Source organism: Paraburkholderia xenovorans, from assembly GCF_046030735.1.
Lineage (GTDB): Bacteria > Pseudomonadota > Gammaproteobacteria > Burkholderiales > Burkholderiaceae > Paraburkholderia > Paraburkholderia xenovorans_A.
The window spans coordinates 144,197-164,473 of sequence record NZ_JAQQBV010000013.1 but is presented as its reverse complement, the minus strand read 5'-3'; the positions used below and the strand labels follow the sequence as shown (position 1 = coordinate 164,473).

The window sequence follows — 20,277 nt, the reverse complement described above, 5'->3', positions numbered from 1 at the left end:
GTTAACTGGCCCGCTCGACTAGCCGCGCCGACAGAAACCGGTGTTCCGCCGAAAACAGCCGCCGGTAAGTCAGCAGCACGGCGCCGACCGTCCCTAACGCGGACGACGCCGCGATCAGAAACATGATGACGATCTGATAGCGCACCGCCTGCAACGGCGACTGGCCGGCCAGCACCTGGCCTGTCATCATGCCGGGCAGGCTCACCACGCCGACCACGGCCATCTGATTGAGCGTCGGCATCATGCCGGCGCGCACCGCCTGGCGCGCCGGCGCCTGGGCGGCTTCCCAGCGCGTCGCGCCGAGTGCGAGCGCCATGTCGACGCGGTCGCGCCGCGCGGTCAACTCCTCGGTCATCCGTTCGATGCCGAGCGACACCCCGGTGAGCGTATTGCCGAGGATCATCCCGAGAATCGGAATTGCATATTGCGGCTCGTACCACGGATGGATGCGGATCACGACGAACAGCCCGACCGCGCCCACCAGCCACGAACTGACCCAGATCGACAGCACGCTGTCCGCGCGTTGTCCGGCGTAGGTGCGGCTGCCGCGTCCGGCGCCCGCGAAACCGGCGATCAGCGTCATCACGATCATCAGCGGCAGCACGACGAACCAGTGGTCGTAACGGAACACCCAGCCGAGCACGTAACCGATCGCCAGCAATTGCACGACGGTGCGCACCGCCGCCCACGCGAGCTTGCGTTCCAGGTCGAGCTTGAGCGCTACCGACACCACACCGTTCACGACGATCAGTAACGCGGCGATCGCAACGTCCCAGAGACTCAGATTCTGCAAGGTCATCGATCGAACTCCTGACGGGTGGGCACGGCCGCTGTTTCATCGAGCACGCCGGCGCGCATCGTCAGATGACGCTCGCTCATACGCGCGGCCTGGGCCGGATCGTGCGACACCCAAACCGATGCATGGTGACCCGGTTCGGCATCGAACCAGGCGCGCACGAGCGCTTCGATCGCATGCGACGACTCCGGGTCGAGCGACGCGGTCGGCTCGTCGAGCAGCAGCACTTCGGGCGTGAGTTGCAGAACGCGGATCAGCGCGGCGATCTGCGCTTCGCCGCCGGACAGTTCGCTTGCGCGCTGGTCGAGAAAACCGTCGCCGCGGCCGGCCTGTTTCGCGAGACTGGCCGCGCGCGCACGATCGAAACGCACGTCGCGATAAGCGCGTAATCCGAACGGATAACGCAGATTGTCTTCGACGGTGCCGTCGAGCAGTGCCGGCCGCTGCCGGATATACGCGACGTTGCGCCGGTAACGCGGGATCGCCGCGCGTTCGACCGCCGCGCCGTGCCACAGCACGCGGCCGGCATCGAGCGGATCGAGCAGCGCGAGCGCGCGCAGGAGCACGCTCTTGCCGGAGCCGGACGGCCCGGTGACCGCAACGCGGTCGCCCGCATGTAATGCGAAGCGGGTAGGTTGCAGCAAGGTCTGGCGGCGCACAGCATCGCGCCGGACGATGCCGTCAGCGAGAACGATAGGCGTATCGGTCATAGGGTCAGGCATGCAACGTGCTGCCTGAAGCACAACGAAGAACTAAGCACGGAGCCCTCGCAATGGCGGTGTCAAGCACGGTGGGAAGGCGGATCGGGAAAATCATCGCATGGCTGGTGGCGATCATCGTCATTCTGATTGTGGCGCTGGCCATTTTTATTTTGACCTTCGACTGGAATCGCGCGCGGCCCTGGGTCAACGACAAGGTCACGCAGGCAATCGGCCGGCCCTTCGCGATCAACGGCGATCTGAAAGTAGGCTGGCGGCATCCTGTGGGCGAAACCGGCTGGCGCGGCTGGGTGCCCTGGCCGCGATTCTCCGCCGCCAACATCACGGTTGGCAATCCCGACTGGACCCAACGACCGCACTTCGCGACGCTCGACGAGATCGATTTCCAGGTCAAGGTGCTGCCGCTGCTCGCGCACGATATCGTGATTCCCACGATCAACCTCGTGAATCCGTCGGTCGATCTCGAACGCGTGCTGGACGGCCGCAACAACTGGACGTTCAAACTTCAGGCCTCGAGCAGCCCGTCCGAGTGGAAGCTGGATCTGCACGATATCGCCTTCGCGAAGGGCAATGTCGCGCTGTCCGATCAGCAGAAGAAAGTCGATCTGCAAATGGCGATCGATACGCTCGGCCAGCCGATTCCGATCGGCGAAGCGATGAAGCAGCAGGAGACGGCTTCGCGCAGCGCGTCGGCCGAAGCGATCGGCAAAGCGGGCGCGAGCAAGCTGACCGCGCAGGCGAATGCGGCCGCGGCGTCGGAGGCTTCGGCGGCAACGGCTGCGGCTGCTTCCGGCAGCGCGTCGGCGGATGTCAATGCGTCCGGTGCGACGGCGGCCACGGGTGCGTCGGGCGCGCTTACGGCGGGTGGTTCGAAAGGAGCAAGCGAAGCGGGCGCCGCGTCCGTTTCGTCGGCTTCTTCCGCGAGCGATGCGGCGAGCGGCACAACGAGCAGCACGACAGCCGCCGGATCCGGCAAGCAGGACATCCCGCCGTATGCGATCGGCTGGACCGTCAAAGGCACCTACAACAAGACGCCGGTTTCCGGCAGCGGCAAGGTAGGCGGCGTGCTCGCGTTGCAGGATGCGAACCGGCCGTTCCCGGTGCAGGCCGACGTCAAGGCCGGCGATCTGCATGTCGGTCTGGTCGGCACGATTACGGACCCCGCGCATCTGGCCGCCGTCGATCTGCGTCTCTGGCTGCAAGGCAACAGCATGGCGCGACTCTATTCGCTGACCGGCGTGACGTTGCCCGACACGCCGCCGTATGCGACGGAAGGGCGTTTCGTCGGCCAGTTCAAGCAGAGCGGGAGCGTTTTCAAGTATGAAAATTTTACAGGCCGGGTAGGCGGCAGCGATCTGAACGGTTCGTTGACCTATACGGCGCGTGAACCGCGGCCGTTGTTGCAGGGCGAACTGGTGTCGCATCTGCTGCAGTTCTCCGATCTCGCGCCGGTGATCGGCGCGGATTCGAACGCGAGCAAGGCCAAACGCGGCGACGCGACGGCGCAGCCCGGCAACAAGGCGCTGCCGGTCGAAGAATTCCGCACCGACCGCTGGAAGGCGATCGACGCCGACGTGAAGTTCACCGGTCGTCGCATCGTGAAGAGCGCGGATCTGCCGATCACCGACCTGTACACGCACCTCGTGATGAAGGACGGTGTGCTGTCGCTCGAACCGTTGAAGTTCGGCGTGGCGGGCGGCACGCTCGCGTCGGACATTCATCTGGACGGCAGCGCGACGCCGTTGAAGGGACGCTTTGCGACATCGGCGCGGCATCTGAAGCTGAAGCAGTTGTTCCCGAACTTCAAGACGATGCAGAACGCGCTCGGTGAGATCAACGGCGACGCCGCGTTGACCGCGACCGGCAATTCGCCGGCGGCGCTCGCCGCGACGTCGAACGGCGAGGTGAAGGCTCTCGTCACCGACGGCACGGTCAGCCGTCTATTGATGGAAGCAGCGGGGTTGAACGTGGCGAACGTCGTCTACGAAAAGCTGTTCGGCAATCGCGACGTGAAGATCAACTGCGCGGCGGCGGACTTCGTCGCGACCAACGGCGTGCTCGATTCGCGCGTGTTCGCGCTCGACACCGACGACGCGGTGATCAACATCGACGGCAATGTGAACTTGCGCGACGAGACGATGGACCTGGGCGTGCATCCGCATACGAAGGGCTTCCGGGTGTTCTCGTTGCGCTCGCCGCTGTACGTGAAGGGGACGTTCAAGGACCCGCACGTCGGCGTCAATGCGGCGGCCCTGGCGTTGCGCGGCGGCGCGGCGGTCGGCCTCGGCCTGATCAATCCGTTTGCCGCGCTGATTCCGTTACTCGCGCCGAGCAACAACAAGCCGTTGCCGTGCGCGCAATTGCTGGCACAAGTCAGGCAGACGCCGACCGCGCCGCCGCCGGGTGTCAAGCAGCAGCCCAAGTCGGCGATTTCACTCGATGGCGTGCCGGCGAACAAACCGGCGGCCGGTGCTTCGTCGCCGTCCGCGCCGGCTGGCAAGACCGATCGCAAGCCCGCGGCGGTGACGCCCGCGAGCGCCGCGGAATACAAGGGGAGCTGATGTCCAATCTATTGCCGGCAGGATGGATGGAATGGGCGTTCGGCGGTGGCCTTTCGCTGATCTTTCTATGGTCGATCAGCGTTGCGCCGATGCGAGGCACCACCGATGCACTCGATGCCGAAGACACGCCTGCACCGCGGGCGTACAGGAATTAGACGCCGGTATACGGAAGCCTTATCCGCAGCAGCGCTAAACACATCCCACTCGTTTGCTGAACAAAAAACAGAAAGCCGGCGGTGGCAAAAAACCAGCGCCGGCTCCGACAAAAAAACGGGTTTTACCGCAGCGACCTCGGCGTGGCATCGCCGGCGGCATCCTGACGACGTACTCCCCGCCGTGAGCCGACTCTCGTGGCACCGAATTCCGGAAGAATCTTCGCACGCGCACGGCTCGCAAAAACCAGAAAGCCGAAGCCGTCGGCCTCATACCAGTAGCCGCCGTTCTCGAGTCCGTCGAGCGGTTGTTCCAATGCATTGGTGATGGACTCGATACACCGGCGACGCAATTCGGCCGGAGCGGGATACGGAGGTTGGGCGCCGCGCACGCTGCACAGAAGGACATCGAGCCCAGGCAGCACGTGTGCGTACAACACCGGTTCGTCTTGCGCACGAGCGCGCGCAATCTTGGTGTCGAGTTGACCGAACGGTTTGAAATGCCGCAGCACCGCGAGGAACGACTCGTCGCCGTCCACCTTCGCGCGCCTACGCTTTTTCGGGAAGGACATAAAAATTCGCCTGAAAAAGAATTGCAAGAAACGCAGCGTCCTCATGCGACCACTCCCGGCTTCGCGCGCCGCTCGTCGATCTTTTATAGCATACGACAAGGCCGGATTCACGATGATTCGACGTTTTCGCCGCCCACCGCTTCCCGCACGAATCATGCCGAATCGCCTCGCCGCGCGCTTTCGCTTCCCAGCACCATGTGCCCATCATAGACTCAGGCGCCGCCGAAAAAACATCTCGCATCAATAAAAAAGTCATTTTTATGTGGGCGAGCGCATCTTGTTCATGACATTGAAATATCTGACATTCACGTCGATAATGGCCCGTCCGGCCGCATCGCGGCGCATGCCCGACGGGCAGTCTGGCCGGGCGCGACCGGTCCTTCCGTCCAGCCGCGGCTTGAACGACCCTTCGGGCGAACATGAAACTATTCACCAAGGGTCTGCTGCTGATTGCAGTGCCGAGCGCGGTCGAGCTGGCGCTTCTGGGCGTCGTCTTCGATACCCAGCAGCAAACGGCCCAGGCCGCGCAGTGGGTCACCAACAGCAAGCAGATCCTTTATCAATCGTCAGGCATTGTCGAACCGCTGCTGCGTCAGGCCGCGCGCGTACGCACGGGGATGGTCGTCGGCGATCCGGCCTTGATCGACCGGCGCACGGTGTGGGTCGAACTCGGCGACCGGCTGTCGAACCTCGACACGCTGGTGGCCGATACGCCGCAGCAGGCCGAACGCGTGCGCAAGATGCAGAGCGCGATCGACGCCTATCGCACGCAGGCCGCCGCGATTTCGCAGGCGCTGCACGATGGGCGCAATCTGAAGACGTTTGCAGCACTGGAGACCGGCGCGATGCCGCAACAGATCGCGCTGTTTCGCGACGAGTTGAGCGCGTTCAGCGACGAGGCGTCGCGGCTCGACGCCGAGCGCGGTGCGGCGCTCGCGCGGCGCCGCGCGAGCCAGCAGTACGCGCTGATCGCCGCGGTGCTCGGTTCGATGCTGATCTGGGCGGGCACCGCGATGGTGTTCGCGCGCAGCATCGGCCGGCGGCTCGAAGTCCTGACGGATAACGCCGAGCGTCTGGGCAGCGGCCGGCCGCTCGCGGCGCCGTTGTCGGGCAACGACGAAATCGCGTCGCTCGATGCGGTTCTGCATCAAACGGGCGCGCGTCTGCGGGAAGCCGAAGCCGAGCAGGCGATGCTGAAAGGGCGGCTCGAGGCGCGGGCGCGGGAACTGGCCGGCGTCAACGAAGAGTTGCGCCAGGAAACGCAAGACAATGAAATGTTCATCTACAGCGTGTCGCACGATCTGCGCTCGCCGCTGGTGAACCTGCAAGGCTTTTCAAAAGAATTACAGGTGTCGTGCGACGAACTGGATAGTGTCGTCGGCGGTGCGGGATTGCCCGAGGCCGAGCATCGGCGCATGGCGCATATCCTGAACGGCGACGTGCGCGAGTCGCTGCAATATCTGCGCACGGCGGTCACGCGGGCTGCGGCGATCATCGATGCGTTGCTGCGTATTTCGCGTGCCGGCCGGCTCGAATACCAATGGCAGCGCGTGAGCGTCGGCCGGGCGGTGGGGCGCGTAGTCGACGCATTGCAAGGCGCGATCGCGCAGCGCGCGGCGGTTGTCACCGTGCGCGAGTTGCCGCCCGCATGGGGCGACCCGAGCGCGATCGAACAGATTTTCGGCAACCTGATCGGCAATGCGCTCAACTATCTCGACCCGGCTCGCAACGGCCGTATCGAGATCGGCGCGCTCGCGGCCGAACCGGTCGACGAGCGCGAGCCGCGCGCATTGCGCACGCGCACCTATTACGTGCGCGACAACGGCCTCGGTATTCCGGCTGCCTATATGTCGAAAGTGTTTCGTGCGTTCCAGCGTCTGCATGGCGACGTGGCGAACGGCGAGGGCATCGGTCTCGCGGTGGTGCGGCGCATGGTTGAGCGACATGGGGGGCGCATCTGGGTGGAGTCGGCGGAGGGTGCGGGCTCGACCTTTTTTGTGGTGTTGCCGGAGCAGCCTGCGCGTCTTTGAACGGCGCGGGGTTCGGGTGAAAACATCAACGATATGCATAAACGAATCGTTAGCGTGGAGCGCATATGAGTCACGGGGAGACAGTCAGCATCGTGCTGATCGAAGACGACGACGGTCACGCAACGCTCGTCGAGCGGAATCTGCGCCGCGCCGGCGTTTCGAACGGCTTCGTGCGCTTTCACGACGGCCAGCAGGCGCTCGATTACTTCTTCGGTCCGGCGCCGGCGGATCAGGCGGCGAGTCCGTATCCGCCGCGCGAAGATCTGACGAATTTCGTCGTGCTGCTGGATCTGAAGATGCCGCGCGTCGACGGCTTCGAAGTGTTGCGGCGCCTGAAGGAGTCGCCGCAAACCGCCGCGGTGCCGGTGATCGTCCTCACCACGACCGACGACCCGCGTGAAATCTCGCGCTGCTATGAACTCGGCTGTAACGTCTACATTACCAAGCCGGTCGAATACGATGCTTTTATCGAGGCGGTGCGCCGTCTCGGCTTCTTCCTGCAAGTGGTGAAACTGCCGCCGGGGCATCGGCTGGCGAAGCCGTGAAGCTGTCCTGCGCAGAAGCCCGATGACGGGTCCGATCAAGCGCCCGATGAAGGCTCCCGCTGAAGGCGCCCCGAAAGCAGCACATGACAACATAGCCACACCAGACCTAGCCAAAGAAGACTCCGCATGACCGAAGAAGTATCCACGCAACCTGCCGCGTATGTGCTGGTCGTCGATGACGACGAAGGCATCCTGCGGCTCGCGCGCAAGTCGCTCGAGCGGGCCGGCTGCCGGGTGGCGATCTGCAACGGCGTCGAAGCGGCCCGCGAACGGCTGGCCGCCGGCGGCCCCGACCTGCTGGTGCTCGACTATCAGTTGAGCGGCCCGGAGACCGGCCTCGATTTTTTCCGGCGTCTGCGCACGGAAGGCGTGCGGATTCCGGCCATCCTCGTGACCGGTTTTACCGACGAATCGCGCGTGATCGAAGCGTTGCGCGCGGGTGTGTCGGACGTGGTGCCGAAATCCGGCGATTACCTCGACTATCTGCCCGAGGCGGTCGAGCGGGTGTTGTCGCAAGTGCGTTTGCAAAAAGCGTCGGACGAAGCGCTGCTATTGCGCGACCGCGAACAGCATTACCGGACGCTTTCGGAGGCGCTCCCGCATCTGGTGTTGACCTGCAATGCGCAGGGCGATTGCGACTTTCTGTCGAAGCAGTGGTTCGATTACACGGGCCGCCCCGAGCATAGCTCGTACGGTCTCGCGTGGCTCGATGCCGTGCATCCGGACGACCGCGAAGAGATCCGCCAAAGCTGGCTCAAAGCGGTGTCGAGCAGCGCGGGCGACTATCGCCACGAACTGCGGATCCGTCGCCATGACGGCGAATATCGCTGGTTCGACGCCCGTGCCGTTGCAATGCGAGACGCCGACGGCCACGTCACCAAATGGTTCGGCAGTTGCACGGACATCCATCCACAGCGCGAAGCGATTGAAGAGCGCGAACGTCTGCTCGCTTCCGAGCAAGCCGCTCGCCAGACCGCCGAGGACGCGAACCGCGCGAAAGATCGTTTCCTCGCGATGCTGTCGCACGAATTACGCACGCCGCTCACGCCGGTATTGGCCGGCGCCAGCGTGCTCGAGATGATTCCCGGTCTACCCGAGCAGGCGCGTTCGAGCGTGCGCATGATCCGCCGCAATGTCGAGCTGGAAGCGCGGCTGATCGACGATCTGCTCGACCTCACGCGGGTGGCGAACGGCAAGTTGCGGCTGTCGCTGGAAACCGTCGACGTGCACGACGTGATGGACAGCGTGCTCGAACTCTTTCGCAGCGAGATTCAGGTCAAGCAGCAGGACGTGCACATTCAGAAGAACGCACAGCATCATTACGTGCTGGCCGATCGCGCCCGTTTGCAGCAGATGTTGTGGAACCTGATCCGCAACGCCGCCAAATTCACACCGGACGGCGGCCATATCTATGTCCGCACGCGCGACGAACGCATGCATGTGCAGATCTCGATCGAAGACACCGGAATCGGTATCGAGCCCGAGCAGATCGGCAAGCTATTCAATGCGTTCGAGCAGGGCAATCAGAACATGACGCGGCAATTCGGCGGCCTCGGTCTCGGTCTCGCGATCACCAAGGCGCTGACCGACGTGCACGGCGGCACGGTCATCGCGCAAAGCCCCGGCGCGCATTGCGGCGCGACCTTCACGATCACGCTGCCGACCGCCGCGGCGCCGGCCGCCACGCCGGCTGTCGTCGTGCCGGACCCGGTGCATCCGGCGGGTCTGCTGAACATCCTGCTGATCGAAGACCACGAAGACACCGCCGAGGTGATGGCCCAACTGATTCGCACGCTGGGTCACGAGGTGACGGTGGTGGGCCGTGTCGACGATGCGCTGGCCGCCACGCAACTGCAGACCTTCGATCTGGTGATCAGTGATGTCGGTTTGCCCGACGGCACCGGGCTCGATTTCGTCAAGGCGTTCCGCGAACATTCGGACGTGCCCGCGGTGGCGCTCACCGGCTTCGGTACCGACGAAGACGTACGCCGCTGTCTGAGCGCGGGCTTCACTTCGCATCTGACCAAGCCTGTCAATTTCGGACAGCTTGAAACGATGATCGAGAGTGCGGTGAATGTGAAAGCGGAGCGAGACGCGTAGTACGGGTTGCGGTTCAAACACCCTCGGCCTCAAAGAAAAAAGCCTGCTGCAACGACTTGCAGCAGGCTTTTATATTTCTGTAACCGCAGCTATTACGGACGCGGCGAACCCTTCAGCGAATCGCGGATTTCACGCAGCAGCAGGACGTCTTCAGGTGTCGGCGGCGGTTCGGCCGGCGCGGTTTCAGACGGCTTGCGAAGATTGTTGATGAACTTGACCATCAGGAAAATGATGAACGCGAGGATCACGAAGTTAATGGCCACGGTAATGAACGAGCCATAACCGAACACTGCGACGCCTGCCGTTTGCAGGTCTTTATACGATTCAGGACTGCCTTTGAAACTGGCGGGAATATCGCCCAGGCGAATGAACTTGTTGGAGAAGTCGAGGCCGCCGGTTGCAACGCCGACGACCGGCATGATCAGGTCTTTAACAACTGAATTGACGATGGTGGAAAACGCGCCGCCGATAATCACACCGACAGCCAGATCCATCACGTTGCCCTTGAGGGCGAATTCCTTGAATTCCTTGACCATGCTCATAAAGGTTCCTCCCAGAAGTTGATAGCCGAATGATACCAACCTGAGAAGGATAGGCTAGTCTTTTGGCCGGGAAAGTGAGGATTGATTTTCAGGCTGGAAAGTGTGACTCGCTCTGCCGCGCGCGTTCGATATGCGCGGCAAAACTGACCGGGTCGGTATTCGTGCCGCACAGCAACACACCCACGCGTTTGCCTTGCAGCTTTTCGCGCAACGGTCCGAGCAGCGCGGCGGTTGCCGCGGCACACGCGGGCTCGACTGCCAGCTTCAGTTGTCCGAACAGGATCAGCATGGCCGCGCGCAATTGATCGTCGGACACGGTGACGAGCTGGTCGATATGACGGCGGCACAACTCGTAGCTGTATTCCTCGGTGTGCGGCGAGGCCAATGAATCGGCGATGGTGTGCATGTGGCCCATCTTGATCGTGTGATTGGCCGCGAAGCTTTTGCCCATCGCATCCGATCCGTCGGGCTCGACGCCATACACATGCACGTGCGGATTCGCGAGACGCATCGCGGTCGCGACACCGGCCGCAAGACCGCCACCGCCGACCGGCACGATCACCGCTTCGAGATCGGGCGTTTGCGTCGCCCATTCATAACCGAGCGTGGCCGAGCCGAGCACGGTGCGATAGCCGTTGAACGGATGCACGAAATAACGGCCTTCTTCGGCCTCGATACGGCGCACCAGATCGAACGCCTCGGCGATATTCTCCGCGAACACGATATCCGCGCGATATTGCCGGCACAGCGCGACGCGCGCCGGATTGGCGGCACGAAACAGCACGACCTTCGCGCTGATGCCAAGCCGCATCGCCGCATACGCGACCGCCACCGCATGATTGCCGCCCGACACGCACGTGACGCCCGCGCTGCGTTGCGCTTCGTCGAGCGCGAGCAGGTTGGTGAATGCGCCGCGCGCTTTAAAACTGCCGCCTGCCTGCAGCAACTCGAATTTGAAATTCACCACCGTGCCTTCCAGCGACGGAAAGTCGAGCCTGTCGAACACCGGCGTTCGTGCGACCCAAGGTGTCAACGCAAAATGCTGTGTGGCGATGTCGTCCAGTGTGGGGATCGGCTCGCCGTCGATCGTATGGTCGGTGTGTTGCGGTGTGGCGGTTGACATGGTGGTAGGCGTGTGGGAGCGCGTATTGCCTCGGTATGTTTAAGACTCTTTTTCAGGCGCGCAGTTTCAGTGCGCGTGAGCGTCGACCGACATGCTGTGGATGAATTTCTGCAGGAATCGTTCGCATGCGACGAGTTGATCGAGCGCGACGAATTCGTTGGCCTTGTGCGCCTGCTGAATGTCGCCGGGGCCGCATACGATGCTCGGAATGCCGGCGAGCGAGAACAGACCTGCCTCGGTGCCGTACGCCACTTTCCGCTTGTCCTGATCGGCGGTCAGCGCGCGCACGAGCTGCGTGATGGCCGCTTGTTCAGACGAATCCAGACCGGGCGCCGCGGCGATTTTTGTGATCTCGATCGCGGCGGACGGATGCTCGCGCAACATTTTCGGCAGCAGCGTTTCGCGTGCATATTGCTCGATGCGCGCGAAGATCGGTTCCGGATCGAGCGTGGGCAGGTTGCGGAATTCGAACTGGAATTTGCATTCGGCCGGCACCGTGTTGATCGCATTACCGCCGACGATCGTGCTGGTTTGCGCGGTAGTGAAGGGCACGTCGTACAGTTCGTCGAACGGACCTTGCTCGCGGAACTGATCGGCCATATCGCGGATGTAGCAGATCAGGCGCGCCGCGTATTCGATCGCGTTCAGGCCTTTCGGCGTGAGCGACGAATGCGCGGCCTGGCCGCGTACGCAGCACTGATACGCGTTGATGCCTTTGTGCGCCACGATCGGCCGCATGCTGGTCGGTTCGCCGACGATGCAGCCGTCCGGCTTCACGCCGCGTTTCATCAGGTCGGCGATCAGCAGCGGCGCACCGGCGCAGCCCACTTCCTCGTCGAACGACAACGCGAAGTGAATCGGCTTCGCGAGCTTCGTGCGCTGCATGTCCGGTACGAGCGAGAGCGCCGCGCCGATGAAGCCTTTCATGTCGCAGGTGCCGCGGCCATACAGTTTGTCGCCGCGAATTTCAGGCTTGAACGGATCGCTGTCCCATTGCTGGCCGTCTACCGGGACTACATCGGTATGGCCCGACAGCACCACGCCGCCATTGGTTTCGCCGTTATGCGCGGGGATCGTTGCGAACAGATTGGCCCATTTGCCGCTTTCGTCGTGAGTGAGCGTGGCTTCGACGCCGACCGCGCGCAGTTCGTCGCGCACGGTTTCGATCAGGCCGAGATTCGGATTGCGGCTCACCGTGTCCATCGACACGAGACGGGTGACCCAGGGAAGCGAAGCGGGGTTGGCAACAGATGAAGACGAGGCAGAGGCGGACGAGGATGAAGACTGAGCTGATTCAGCGACGTAGGACATGACGGACTCCAGCTTTTAAGTCTTTCGATCATACCCAAAAAAAATGCATCCGTAAGCTGCGATGCGCGTTTGCGCACCGCAGCATGAGCAGAAAACCGCTATACGTATGCCGTTTTTTGACGCGGCGCGATCGTTACCGCGCGGCCGCCGTGGCCGCGGTGCCGCGGCTCGGCGTGCCGAGCGCGCGCAAGGTTTCCTTCACCGTTGCGACGCGCACCGCCAGATCCGGGCTGCGCGTTTCGATGCGCAGCTTGTCCTGACCCGCGAGTTTGATGTGCTTGTGCTTCTGCACCATCTCGATGATCCGCATTGCGTCGATCGGCGGGTTCGGGATGAACTGCAAACCGATCACCGCTTCGCCCGCATCGATCTTCGAAATGCCGAGCGGCTTTGCGGCGAGGCGCAGACGATGCGTTTCCACCAGCGCATGCGCTTGCGGCGGCAACTTGCCGAAGCGGTCGATCAACTCCTCCTGGATACTGTCGATCGAATCGTTGTGTTCACAATTAGCGAGGCGCTTGTAGAGCGACAGACGCTCCTGCACGTCCGCGCAATAGTCGGCGGGGAGAATTGCCGGCGCGTGCAGATTGATCTCGGTGGTCGCGGCGAGCGGCGCGGTGAGGTCGGGCTCCTTGCCCTCCTTGAGCGCCCTGACCGCGTCGTTCAGCATGTCCGTATAGAGCTGGAAACCGATCTCGTGAATTTCACCCGACTGTTTGTCGCCGAGCACTTCACCGGTGCCGCGAATCTCGAGGTCGTGCATTGCCAGATAGAAACCCGAACCGAGTTCTTCCATTTGCTGGATCGCTTCGAGCCGGCGCTGCGCCTGCTTCGTCAAACCTTGCGGATCGTGCACCAGCAGATACGAGTACGCCTGGTGATGCGAGCGGCCGACACGGCCACGCAACTGATGCAATTGCGCGAGGCCGAACTTGTCGGCGCGGTGAATCAGGATCGTGTTGGCGCTCGGCACGTCGATACCGGTTTCGATAATCGTCGTGCACAACAGCACGTTGGCGCGCTGCGCGACGAAGTCACGCATCACACGTTCGAGTTCGCGCTCGTGCATCTGCCCATGCGCGACCGCGATGCGCGCTTCCGGCACCAGCGTTTCGAGCATCTGCCGGCGATTTTCGATCGTCTCGACTTCGTTGTGCAGAAAGTAAACCTGGCCGCCGCGCTTCAACTCGCGCAACATCGCCTCGCGGATCACGCCGTCTTCTTCGCGACGCACGAAAGTCTTGATCGCGAGCCGCTTTTGCGGCGCGGTGGCGATGATCGAAAAATCGCGCAGCCCTTCGAGCGCCATACCGAGCGTACGTGGGATCGGCGTGGCGGTGAGCGTGAGCACGTCCACTTCGGCGCGCAACGCCTTCAGCGCCTCTTTCTGACGCACGCCGAAGCGATGTTCTTCGTCGATGATCACGAGCCCGAGCCGCTTGAACTGCACGTCCGACGAAAGCAGCTTGTGCGTGCCGATCACGATGTCGACAGTGCCTTCGTTGATCTGCTGGATCGCCGCGCTGACTTCCTTCGTCGACTTGAAGCGCGACAGTTCCGCGATCCGCACCGGCCAGTCGGAGAAGCGGTCGGTGAAGGTCTGCGTGTGCTGCTCCGCGAGCAGCGTGGTGGGCGAGAGCAGCGCGACCTGCTTGCCGCCCATCACCGCGATGAACGCCGCGCGCAGCGCCACTTCCGTCTTGCCGAAGCCGACGTCGCCGCACACGAGGCGGTCCATCGGTTTGCCGCTCGTCATGTCGCCGATCACGGCGGCAATCGCCGCGGCCTGGTCCGGCGTTTCCTCGAAGCCGAAGCTCTCGGCGAACTTCACGTAGTCTTTCGGTTCGAGCTTGAACGCGTGGCCCTCGCGCAGCGCGCGACGGGCGTACAGGTTCAGCAGTTCGGCGGCGGTGTCGCGAATCTGTTGCGCGGCCTTGCGTTTGGCCTTTTCCCATTGGCCGGAGCCGAGCGAATGCAGCGGCGCGCTTTCCGGATCGGCGCCGCTATAGCGCGAGATCACGTGTAATTGCGCGACCGGCACGTACAGCTTGCTTTCGCCTGAGTACTCGAGATGCAGGAATTCGGTCTCGCCTTCGCCGAGGTCCATCGTCACGAGGCCCATATAGCGGCCGATTCCGTGCTGCGAATGCACGACCGGATCGCCGACCTTCAGCTCGGACAGATCGCGCACCATCGAATCGACGTTGCTCGCCTGTTCCTGGCGGCGACGCCCGGTGCGGCGCGCGAGCGGGCCGTAGATCTCGGTCTCGGTGATGATCGCGAAGCCGTCCACGGGCACCGCGAAGCCGTTCGCGAGCGGCGCGACGCCGAGCGAAAAACGCGCGTCGCCGGCGAGCCAGTCCTGGAAGCTGTCGCTCGACGAGGGCTTCAGATGATTGTCGGCCAGCAGTTGCAGCAGCGTCTCGCGACGGCCCGCCGATTCGGCCGCGAACAGCACGCGGTTCGGCGTGCTTGCCAGATACGCGCGCAGCGCCGAGATCGGATCGTCCGCGTGACGGTCGATCGCGAGATTGGGCAGCGGGATCGACCAGCCGCCGCCCGCGTTGGCGGGCAGCGCGAGCCGTGCGAACGGCTTCGCGAACGTGAAGAAGTCTTCGTCCGAGAGAAACAGGTGGTGCGGTTCGAGAATCGGCCGGTCGCGATCGTGCGACAGAAAGTTGTGGCGCTGCTTCGTGTCGTTGGTGAAGCGCCGGATCGCCGCGTCCAGATCGCCGACGAACGCCAGTTGCGCGCCTTCGGGCAGATAGTGGAACAGCGTAGCCGTTTCTTCGAAAAACAGCGGCAGATAGTATTCGATGCCCGCCGACGGCACGCCGTTGCCGATGTCCTTATAGATCGACGCGCGGCTCGGGTCGCCCTCGAACGTTTCGCGCCAGCGGCTGCGGAAGGCCGTGCGCGCGGCTTCGTCGAACGGGAATTCGCGGCCCGGCAACAGACGCACGTCTTTCACCGGATAGAGGCTGCGTTGCGTGTCCGGGTCGAATGCGCGGATCGAGTCGACCTGATCGTCGAACAGGTCGATCCGGTACGGCAGCGGCGAGCCCATCGGATACAGATCGAGCAGCGAGCCGCGCACGCAGTATTCGCCGGGGCGGACCACCTGGCTCACGTGTTCGTAGCCGGCGAGCGTCAATTGCGCTTTCAGCTTCGCTTCGTCGAGCCGCTCGCCTTGCGAGAACGAGAACGTGTAGGCCGCCATGAACGACGCCGGCGGCATCCGGTACAGCGCCGTCGTGGCGGGCACGAGCAGGATGTCGCAGCGCCCTTCGCCGAGATCGTGCAGCGTGGCGAGCCGCTCGGACACGAGGTCCTGGTGCGGCGAAAAGGTATCGTAAGGCAGCGTTTCCCAGTCCGGCAGCAAACGCACGCGTGCCTCCGGCGCAAAAAAGCCGATTTCCTGCGACAGGCGCTGCGCGTCGACCGCGCTTTCGCAGACGACCGCCAGCAGCGGCACCTTCTCGCGATAGGCGAGATGGTAGCGGGCGATCAGCAGCGCATCGGACGAGCCATGCGTGCCGTCGAAGGCGAAACGCTGGCCGGCTTTGACGAGCGCGACGGGCGGAGAGTACTGCGATGATGCGGCGATGTCTGGCATAGAAGAGAAAAGCGGCCTCGGGCTCACACGTGAGCGGCAAGTTTACGCGTGTCGGGGCGTGGATGCGAAGGACCTATTATAAAATCCGTCCTTTACTTTGACCTCGCGGCATCCGCACTCGTGACTTCCCGTCTATTTGCCCTGATTCCGTGCGCAGGCACCGGCAGCCGTTCTGGCGCCGCGATGCCCAAACAATACCGTACTGTCGCCGGGCGCGACATGTTGCATTTTTCGCTGGCCGCGTTCGACGCATGCAGCGAGTTCGCGCAAACGCTGGTCGTGATCGCCCCCGACGACCAGCATTTCGACGCGCGCCGCTTCGGCCGCCTGCGCTTCGCGGTGCGCCGCGCGGGCGGGGCGTCGCGTCAGGCGTCGGTGCTGAACGGCCTGCACGGGCTGGCCGAGTTCGGCGCGCACGACGACGATTGGGTGCTGGTGCACGACGCGGCGCGCCCCGGCATTACGCCGGCGCTGATCCGCACGCTGGTCGGCGCGCTGAAGGACGACGCGGTGGGCGGCATCATGGCGTTGCCGGTCGCCGATACGCTCAAGCGGATCGACGCGGCGTCCGCCGACGGCCGGATCGCCCGCACCGAGGCCCGTGACGGCTTATGGCAGGCGCAGACACCGCAGATGTTCCGCATCGGCATGCTGCGCGAGGCAATTCTGCGCGCGCAGGCCGACGGCCACGATCTCACCGACGAAGCGAGCGCGATCGAGTGGCTGGGCCACGCGCCTAAGCTGGTGCAGGGCAGTCTGCGCAACTTCAAGGTCACCTATCCGGAAGACTTCGATCTGGCCGAGGCAATTCTCAGCCGGCCTGCGGGCGCTTCCTGAGCGAATCATCGAGCGATTTATTTTTTAATTGGCGCATTTGATACGGACTTGATGCATATGGATTTCAGAATTGGGCAGGGCTATGACGTGCATGCGCTGGTGCCGGGGCGTCCGTTGATTATCGGCGGCGTGACGATTCCCTACGAGCGCGGCTTGCTCGGACATTCGGATGCGGACGTGCTGTTGCACGCGATCACGGACGCGATTTTCGGCGCGGCGGCAATGGGCGATATCGGCCGCCATTTCTCCGATACCGACGCGAAATTCGCCGGCGCGGATAGCCGCGTATTGCTGCGCGAATGTTTTGCTCGCGTGAAAGCGGCGGGGTTTTCGATCGCGAACGTGGACAGCAGCGTGGTCGCGCAAGCGCCGAAACTCGCGCCGCACATCGACGCCATGCGCGCGAATATCGCCGCGGATCTCGAGTTGCCGCTCGAACGTGTGAACGTGAAGGCGAAAACTAACGAGAAACTCGGTTATCTCGGCAGAGGCGAGGGCATTGAAGCGCAGGCCGCGGTGTTGCTGATCAGGAACTGAGCAGGAACTGAGCGGTTTTTTCGGCGGCGCGGCTTACAGCGTTGCGCCGCCGATTGCGCGACTGGAAGGGCACAGTTCGTCGGTTTGAAGGCCGTCGAGAATCCGCAGCACTTCTTGCGGATTGCGGCCTACGTTCAAGTTGTTCACCGAGACGTGCTGGATCGTGTTGTCGGGGTCGACGATAAACGTCGCGCGCAACGCGACGCCCGCTTCCTGGTCGCGCACGCCGAGCTGATCGATCAGCTCACCCTTCACGTCGCCGAACGAATAGTGGTTCAGGCGGTTCAGGTCCTTGTTCTCGCGGCGCCATGCGAGCTTCACCAATTCGTTATCGACGCTGCCGCCCAGCACCACCGCGTCGCGCTCGTCGAAGTCGTTGACGAGTTTGCTGAACTCGACGATTTCCGTCGGGCATATAGAGCTGAAATCCTTCGGGTAGAAATAGATGATTTTCCATTTGCCCGGGAACGACTGCTCCGTGATTTCTTCGAATGCCGACTCGCCGTTTTCTTCGTGATCGTTGAAGCCCGGCTTGGCCGCGGTGACGGTGAACGCTTCGACTTTATCGCCAACGGTTTTCATGCAAATACTCCTTCGTGAGAGGGAAACAGCATGTTTTTGAGGCCAGCGGCTCGTCTTGACGAGCGCGTTGCGCAGTCAGGCGCCTTTCGCGAGCGGAAACTCGATTGTCACCTCGAGCCCGGGTCCCGGCGTGCGATTGCGCAAGCGCAATGCACCGCGGTAGCGGCCGACCAGCCGTTGCACGATCGCCATGCCGAGGCCCGTGCCGTTCGCCTGAGTGCGCGCCGTGTCGACGCGATAGAACGGCCGCGTGACAAGCGCCAACTGGTCTTCCGGAATGCCCGGGCCGCCATCGACCACCGACAGTTCGACCCGCGAATGCGACACGCGCGTTTCGAGAATCACATGCGGGATGCCGTCGCCGTCGCTCAAACCGTATTTGCGCGCGTTTTCCAGCAGATTGCCTACGACGCGGCGCATGTCGGTTTCATCCGCTTCGATCACCGCCGACGGCGCGAGGCGCGTGATCAGCCGCATGCTGTCTTCGCTCTGCATCCGCGCGGCCAACTCTCCTGCGATCACGGACAGGTCGACAGGTTCAGGCACGCGCTGCACGGGCCGCGCGTAATCGAGGAAGCGGCCGATGATCATGTCCATCTGCTCGATGTCGTCGACCATTGCGTCTTTGGTCGACTGATCGGACGGGCTCATTTCGGTTTCGAGCCGCAGCCGCGCGAGCGGGGTGCGCAGATCGTGCGAGATGCCCGCGAGCATCAGCGCGCGGTCGGCCTCGAGCTGTTCGAGGTCCTGCACCATCTGGTTGAAACTGCGGTTGGTTTCAGCCGCGACACCCATCCCGCGCTCGGGCAACGGCTCCGGCGACTGGCCCGAACCGACCTTGCGCGCGGCCATTGCGAGGCGGGCGAACGGCCGGTTCACGAGACTCGTAATGAATGCCGCGCCGAACAGCGAGAGGCCGAGCGCGAACACGCCCCAGCCGGCCCACTGCAAGCCGGTCGCGTTGTCGAGTTGGTCGCGGTCGAGCGCGACCCAGTAGTCGTCGTCGTCGATCTTGAAGCTGATCCACACGCCAGGGATGTCGTTGACGCTCTGCGCGATCACCGTGTCGTCGCCGAGACGGCCGCGAATGTCGTGCTCGATCAGCCGGTTCAGCATTTCGTCCGGCTGGAGCTTGTACTTGTCGGTCGTTTCGCGTGGGTACACGCGCACCCCTTCATTGCTCTCCAGATCCTGCAGCAGCGCGCGCCGCAGGTCCGGGTCGGAATAGAGGAGTGCGGTGCGCGTGAGCTTGACGATCGCAACCAGTTGCAAAGCCACGCGCTGGGCGCGCGGCTCGCGTTCGATCATCCGGAAACTCTGCGACCACGCAGCGAGACTCACTGCGATCAACAGCGCGATCAGCAGAAAGGTCCGCCAGAAAAGGCCACCGAACGCGAGCGTCAGGAGGCGCCGGTCGATCCGCATGGGCCCTTCTTCTTATCTGAAATCAAAAACTGGAGGGGAGAACAAACTCAGGCTGCACCGTCGGGAATGAACACGTAGCCGAGACCCCAGACGGTCTGAATGAAACGCGGACTGCCCGGATCCGGCTCGATGAGCTTGCGTAGACGCGAAATCTGCACATCCAGACTGCGGTCGAACACTTCGTATTCACGGCCGCGCGCCAGTTCCATCAATTTCTCGCGCGACAGCGGTTGACGGGGATGACGCGCGAACACCTTCAGCACCGAGAACTCGCCGGTGGTCAGCGGGATTTCCTGGCCGGCCTTGGTCAGCGTGCGGGTCGCGAGGTTGAGCGCGAATTCGCCGAACTCGAAGACCTCGGTGGTTTCGGACGGCGCGCCCGGCAACTCCGAAGGCGACTGGCGGCGCAGCACCGCGTGGATTCGCGCGACCAGTTCGCGCGGGTTGAACGGCTTGGGCAGATAGTCGTCAGCGCCCATTTCGAGCCCGACGATACGATCGACGTCTTCACCCTTGGCCGTCAGCATGATGATCGGCGTGCGGTCGTTGCTGCCGCGCAGACGGCGGCAGATCGACAGGCCGTCCTCGCCGGGCAGCATCAGGTCGAGCACCAGCAGGTCGAAACGCTCACGCACCCAGAGCTTGTTCATCGACGGTGCATTTTCGGCAACGTAGACGTTGAAGCCCTGTTCGCCGAGGTAGCGGCGCAGCAGATCGCGCAGGCGTGGGTCGTCGTCGACGACGAGGATTTTCGAAGGGTTTTTGGTTTCCATGGTCGGCATCTTAGCGCGATTAGAAAGGGGTGCGCGTTTGCATCATTTCTTGGGTT

General features: G+C 63.3%; 17 protein-coding genes. 7 read left to right on the top strand and 10 right to left on the bottom strand.

Going from position 1 to position 20,277, the window contains the following annotated elements:
- Position 1: 1 nt before the first annotated feature.
- Entirely contained in the window at positions 2-799 is a 798-nt protein-coding gene (locus PQQ51_RS15275; RefSeq protein WP_408497617.1) for an ABC transporter permease, read from the bottom strand.
- Positions 796-1,506, bottom strand: a complete 711-nt coding sequence (locus PQQ51_RS15270) for an ABC transporter ATP-binding protein (protein WP_408497658.1) — start codon at positions 1,504-1,506, stop codon at positions 796-798. Before PQQ51_RS15270 ends, PQQ51_RS15275 begins: the two co-directional genes overlap by 4 nt.
- A gap of 62 nt (positions 1,507-1,568) precedes the next feature.
- On the opposite strand from PQQ51_RS15270, the gene PQQ51_RS15265 reads away from it, so the two are divergent.
- Positions 1,569-4,076 carry an AsmA family protein gene (locus tag PQQ51_RS15265; RefSeq protein ID WP_408497616.1) on the top strand — a complete coding sequence of 836 codons (2,508 nt, stop codon included), beginning with the start codon at positions 1,569-1,571 and terminating at the stop codon, positions 4,074-4,076.
- Positions 4,076-4,231, top strand: a complete 156-nt coding sequence (locus PQQ51_RS15260) for a hypothetical protein (protein WP_408497615.1) — start codon at positions 4,076-4,078, stop codon at positions 4,229-4,231. Before PQQ51_RS15265 ends, PQQ51_RS15260 begins: the two co-directional genes overlap by 1 nt.
- A gap of 122 nt (positions 4,232-4,353) precedes the next feature.
- Here PQQ51_RS15260 and PQQ51_RS15255 read toward each other — a convergent pair whose 3' ends face one another.
- A complete protein-coding gene (locus tag PQQ51_RS15255) occupies positions 4,354-4,845 on the bottom strand; it encodes a hypothetical protein (protein ID WP_408497614.1) in 492 nt (163 codons plus the stop codon).
- 374 nt (positions 4,846-5,219) lie between these two features.
- On the opposite strand from PQQ51_RS15255, the gene PQQ51_RS15250 reads away from it, so the two are divergent.
- The 3 genes from PQQ51_RS15250 to PQQ51_RS15240 all read left to right on the top strand — a co-directional run bounded on the left by PQQ51_RS15250 (position 5,220) and on the right by PQQ51_RS15240 (position 9,475).
- The gene (locus PQQ51_RS15250) at positions 5,220-6,830 is read left to right on the top strand and encodes a sensor histidine kinase (protein ID WP_408497613.1); all 1,611 of its coding nucleotides are present in this window, start codon (positions 5,220-5,222) and stop codon (positions 6,828-6,830) included.
- 65 nt (positions 6,831-6,895) lie between these two features.
- Positions 6,896-7,375 carry a response regulator gene (locus tag PQQ51_RS15245; protein ID WP_408497612.1) on the top strand — a complete coding sequence of 160 codons (480 nt, stop codon included), beginning with the start codon at positions 6,896-6,898 and terminating at the stop codon, positions 7,373-7,375.
- A 126-nt stretch (positions 7,376-7,501) separates the two neighbouring features.
- Positions 7,502-9,475 carry a hybrid sensor histidine kinase/response regulator gene (locus PQQ51_RS15240; RefSeq protein WP_408497611.1) on the top strand — a complete coding sequence of 658 codons (1,974 nt, stop codon included), beginning with the start codon at positions 7,502-7,504 and terminating at the stop codon, positions 9,473-9,475.
- Positions 9,476-9,567: 92 nt separating this feature from the next.
- On the opposite strand, the gene mscL is transcribed toward PQQ51_RS15240, so the two are convergent.
- The 4 genes from mscL to mfd all read right to left on the bottom strand — a co-directional run bounded on the left by mscL (position 9,568) and on the right by mfd (position 16,067).
- Positions 9,568-10,017 carry a large conductance mechanosensitive channel protein MscL gene (gene mscL, locus PQQ51_RS15235; RefSeq protein WP_408497610.1) on the bottom strand — a complete coding sequence of 150 codons (450 nt, stop codon included), beginning with the start codon at positions 10,015-10,017 and terminating at the stop codon, positions 9,568-9,570.
- Positions 10,018-10,105: 88 nt separating this feature from the next.
- Positions 10,106-11,140: a pyridoxal-phosphate dependent enzyme gene (locus tag PQQ51_RS15230; protein ID WP_408497609.1), complete on the bottom strand. Its 1,035-nt coding sequence runs from the start codon at positions 11,138-11,140 to the stop codon at positions 10,106-10,108.
- Between the two features lie 66 nt (positions 11,141-11,206).
- On the bottom strand, positions 11,207-12,451 hold the full coding sequence (gene argE, locus PQQ51_RS15225) for an acetylornithine deacetylase (RefSeq protein ID WP_408497608.1): 1,245 nt from the start codon (positions 12,449-12,451) through the stop codon (positions 11,207-11,209).
- Positions 12,452-12,584: 133 nt separating this feature from the next.
- Positions 12,585-16,067, bottom strand: coding sequence for a transcription-repair coupling factor (gene mfd, locus PQQ51_RS15220; protein ID WP_408497607.1), 3,483 nt, complete (start codon positions 16,065-16,067; stop codon positions 12,585-12,587).
- A 120-nt stretch (positions 16,068-16,187) separates the two neighbouring features.
- Between mfd and ispD the strand changes: the two genes are divergently transcribed.
- Positions 16,188-16,904, top strand: a complete 717-nt coding sequence (ispD, locus tag PQQ51_RS15215; RefSeq protein ID WP_408497606.1) for a 2-C-methyl-D-erythritol 4-phosphate cytidylyltransferase — start codon at positions 16,188-16,190, stop codon at positions 16,902-16,904.
- Between the two features lie 57 nt (positions 16,905-16,961).
- Positions 16,962-17,441: a 2-C-methyl-D-erythritol 2,4-cyclodiphosphate synthase gene (gene ispF, locus PQQ51_RS15210; RefSeq protein WP_408497605.1), complete on the top strand. Its 480-nt coding sequence runs from the start codon at positions 16,962-16,964 to the stop codon at positions 17,439-17,441.
- 33 nt (positions 17,442-17,474) lie between these two features.
- On the opposite strand, the gene PQQ51_RS15205 is transcribed toward ispF, so the two are convergent.
- From PQQ51_RS15205 to gluR, 3 genes are all read right to left on the bottom strand, one after another.
- Entirely contained in the window at positions 17,475-18,023 is a 549-nt protein-coding gene (locus PQQ51_RS15205) for a peroxiredoxin (protein WP_408497604.1), read from the bottom strand.
- A gap of 75 nt (positions 18,024-18,098) precedes the next feature.
- Positions 18,099-19,448: a two-component system sensor histidine kinase GluS gene (gene gluS / locus PQQ51_RS15200; RefSeq protein WP_408497603.1), complete on the bottom strand. Its 1,350-nt coding sequence runs from the start codon at positions 19,446-19,448 to the stop codon at positions 18,099-18,101.
- Positions 19,449-19,495: 47 nt separating this feature from the next.
- The gene (gene gluR / locus PQQ51_RS15195; protein ID WP_006048917.1) at positions 19,496-20,230 is read right to left on the bottom strand and encodes a two-component system response regulator GluR; all 735 of its coding nucleotides are present in this window, start codon (positions 20,228-20,230) and stop codon (positions 19,496-19,498) included.
- Positions 20,231-20,277: the final 47 nt, after the last annotated feature.

What these genes read in the sequence shown, in the direction of transcription:
- PQQ51_RS15245 (WP_408497612.1), top strand. Translation starts at nt 6,896, where the DNA reads ATGAGTCACGGGGAGACAGTCAGCATCGTGCTGATCGAAGACGACGAC.
- PQQ51_RS15240 (WP_408497611.1), top strand. Translation starts at nt 7,502, where the DNA reads ATGACCGAAGAAGTATCCACGCAACCTGCCGCGTATGTGCTGGTCGTC.
- PQQ51_RS15270 (WP_408497658.1), bottom strand. Translation starts at nt 1,506, where the DNA reads ATGACCGATACGCCTATCGTTCTCGCTGACGGCATCGTCCGGCGCGAT.
- PQQ51_RS15205 (WP_408497604.1), bottom strand. Translation starts at nt 18,023, where the DNA reads ATGAAAACCGTTGGCGATAAAGTCGAAGCGTTCACCGTCACCGCGGCC.
- PQQ51_RS15265 (WP_408497616.1), top strand. Translation starts at nt 1,569, where the DNA reads ATGGCGGTGTCAAGCACGGTGGGAAGGCGGATCGGGAAAATCATCGCA.
- gluR (WP_006048917.1), bottom strand. Translation starts at nt 20,230, where the DNA reads ATGCCGACCATGGAAACCAAAAACCCTTCGAAAATCCTCGTCGTCGAC.
- PQQ51_RS15275 (WP_408497617.1), bottom strand. Translation starts at nt 799, where the DNA reads ATGACCTTGCAGAATCTGAGTCTCTGGGACGTTGCGATCGCCGCGTTA.
- PQQ51_RS15260 (WP_408497615.1), top strand. Translation starts at nt 4,076, where the DNA reads ATGTCCAATCTATTGCCGGCAGGATGGATGGAATGGGCGTTCGGCGGT.
- ispF (WP_408497605.1), top strand. Translation starts at nt 16,962, where the DNA reads ATGGATTTCAGAATTGGGCAGGGCTATGACGTGCATGCGCTGGTGCCG.
- gluS (WP_408497603.1), bottom strand. Translation starts at nt 19,448, where the DNA reads ATGCGGATCGACCGGCGCCTCCTGACGCTCGCGTTCGGTGGCCTTTTC.
- mfd (WP_408497607.1), bottom strand. Translation starts at nt 16,067, where the DNA reads ATGCCAGACATCGCCGCATCATCGCAGTACTCTCCGCCCGTCGCGCTC.
- PQQ51_RS15250 (WP_408497613.1), top strand. Translation starts at nt 5,220, where the DNA reads ATGAAACTATTCACCAAGGGTCTGCTGCTGATTGCAGTGCCGAGCGCG.
- PQQ51_RS15230 (WP_408497609.1), bottom strand. Translation starts at nt 11,140, where the DNA reads ATGTCAACCGCCACACCGCAACACACCGACCATACGATCGACGGCGAG.
- PQQ51_RS15255 (WP_408497614.1), bottom strand. Translation starts at nt 4,845, where the DNA reads ATGAGGACGCTGCGTTTCTTGCAATTCTTTTTCAGGCGAATTTTTATG.
- mscL (WP_408497610.1), bottom strand. Translation starts at nt 10,017, where the DNA reads ATGAGCATGGTCAAGGAATTCAAGGAATTCGCCCTCAAGGGCAACGTG.
- argE (WP_408497608.1), bottom strand. Translation starts at nt 12,451, where the DNA reads ATGTCCTACGTCGCTGAATCAGCTCAGTCTTCATCCTCGTCCGCCTCT.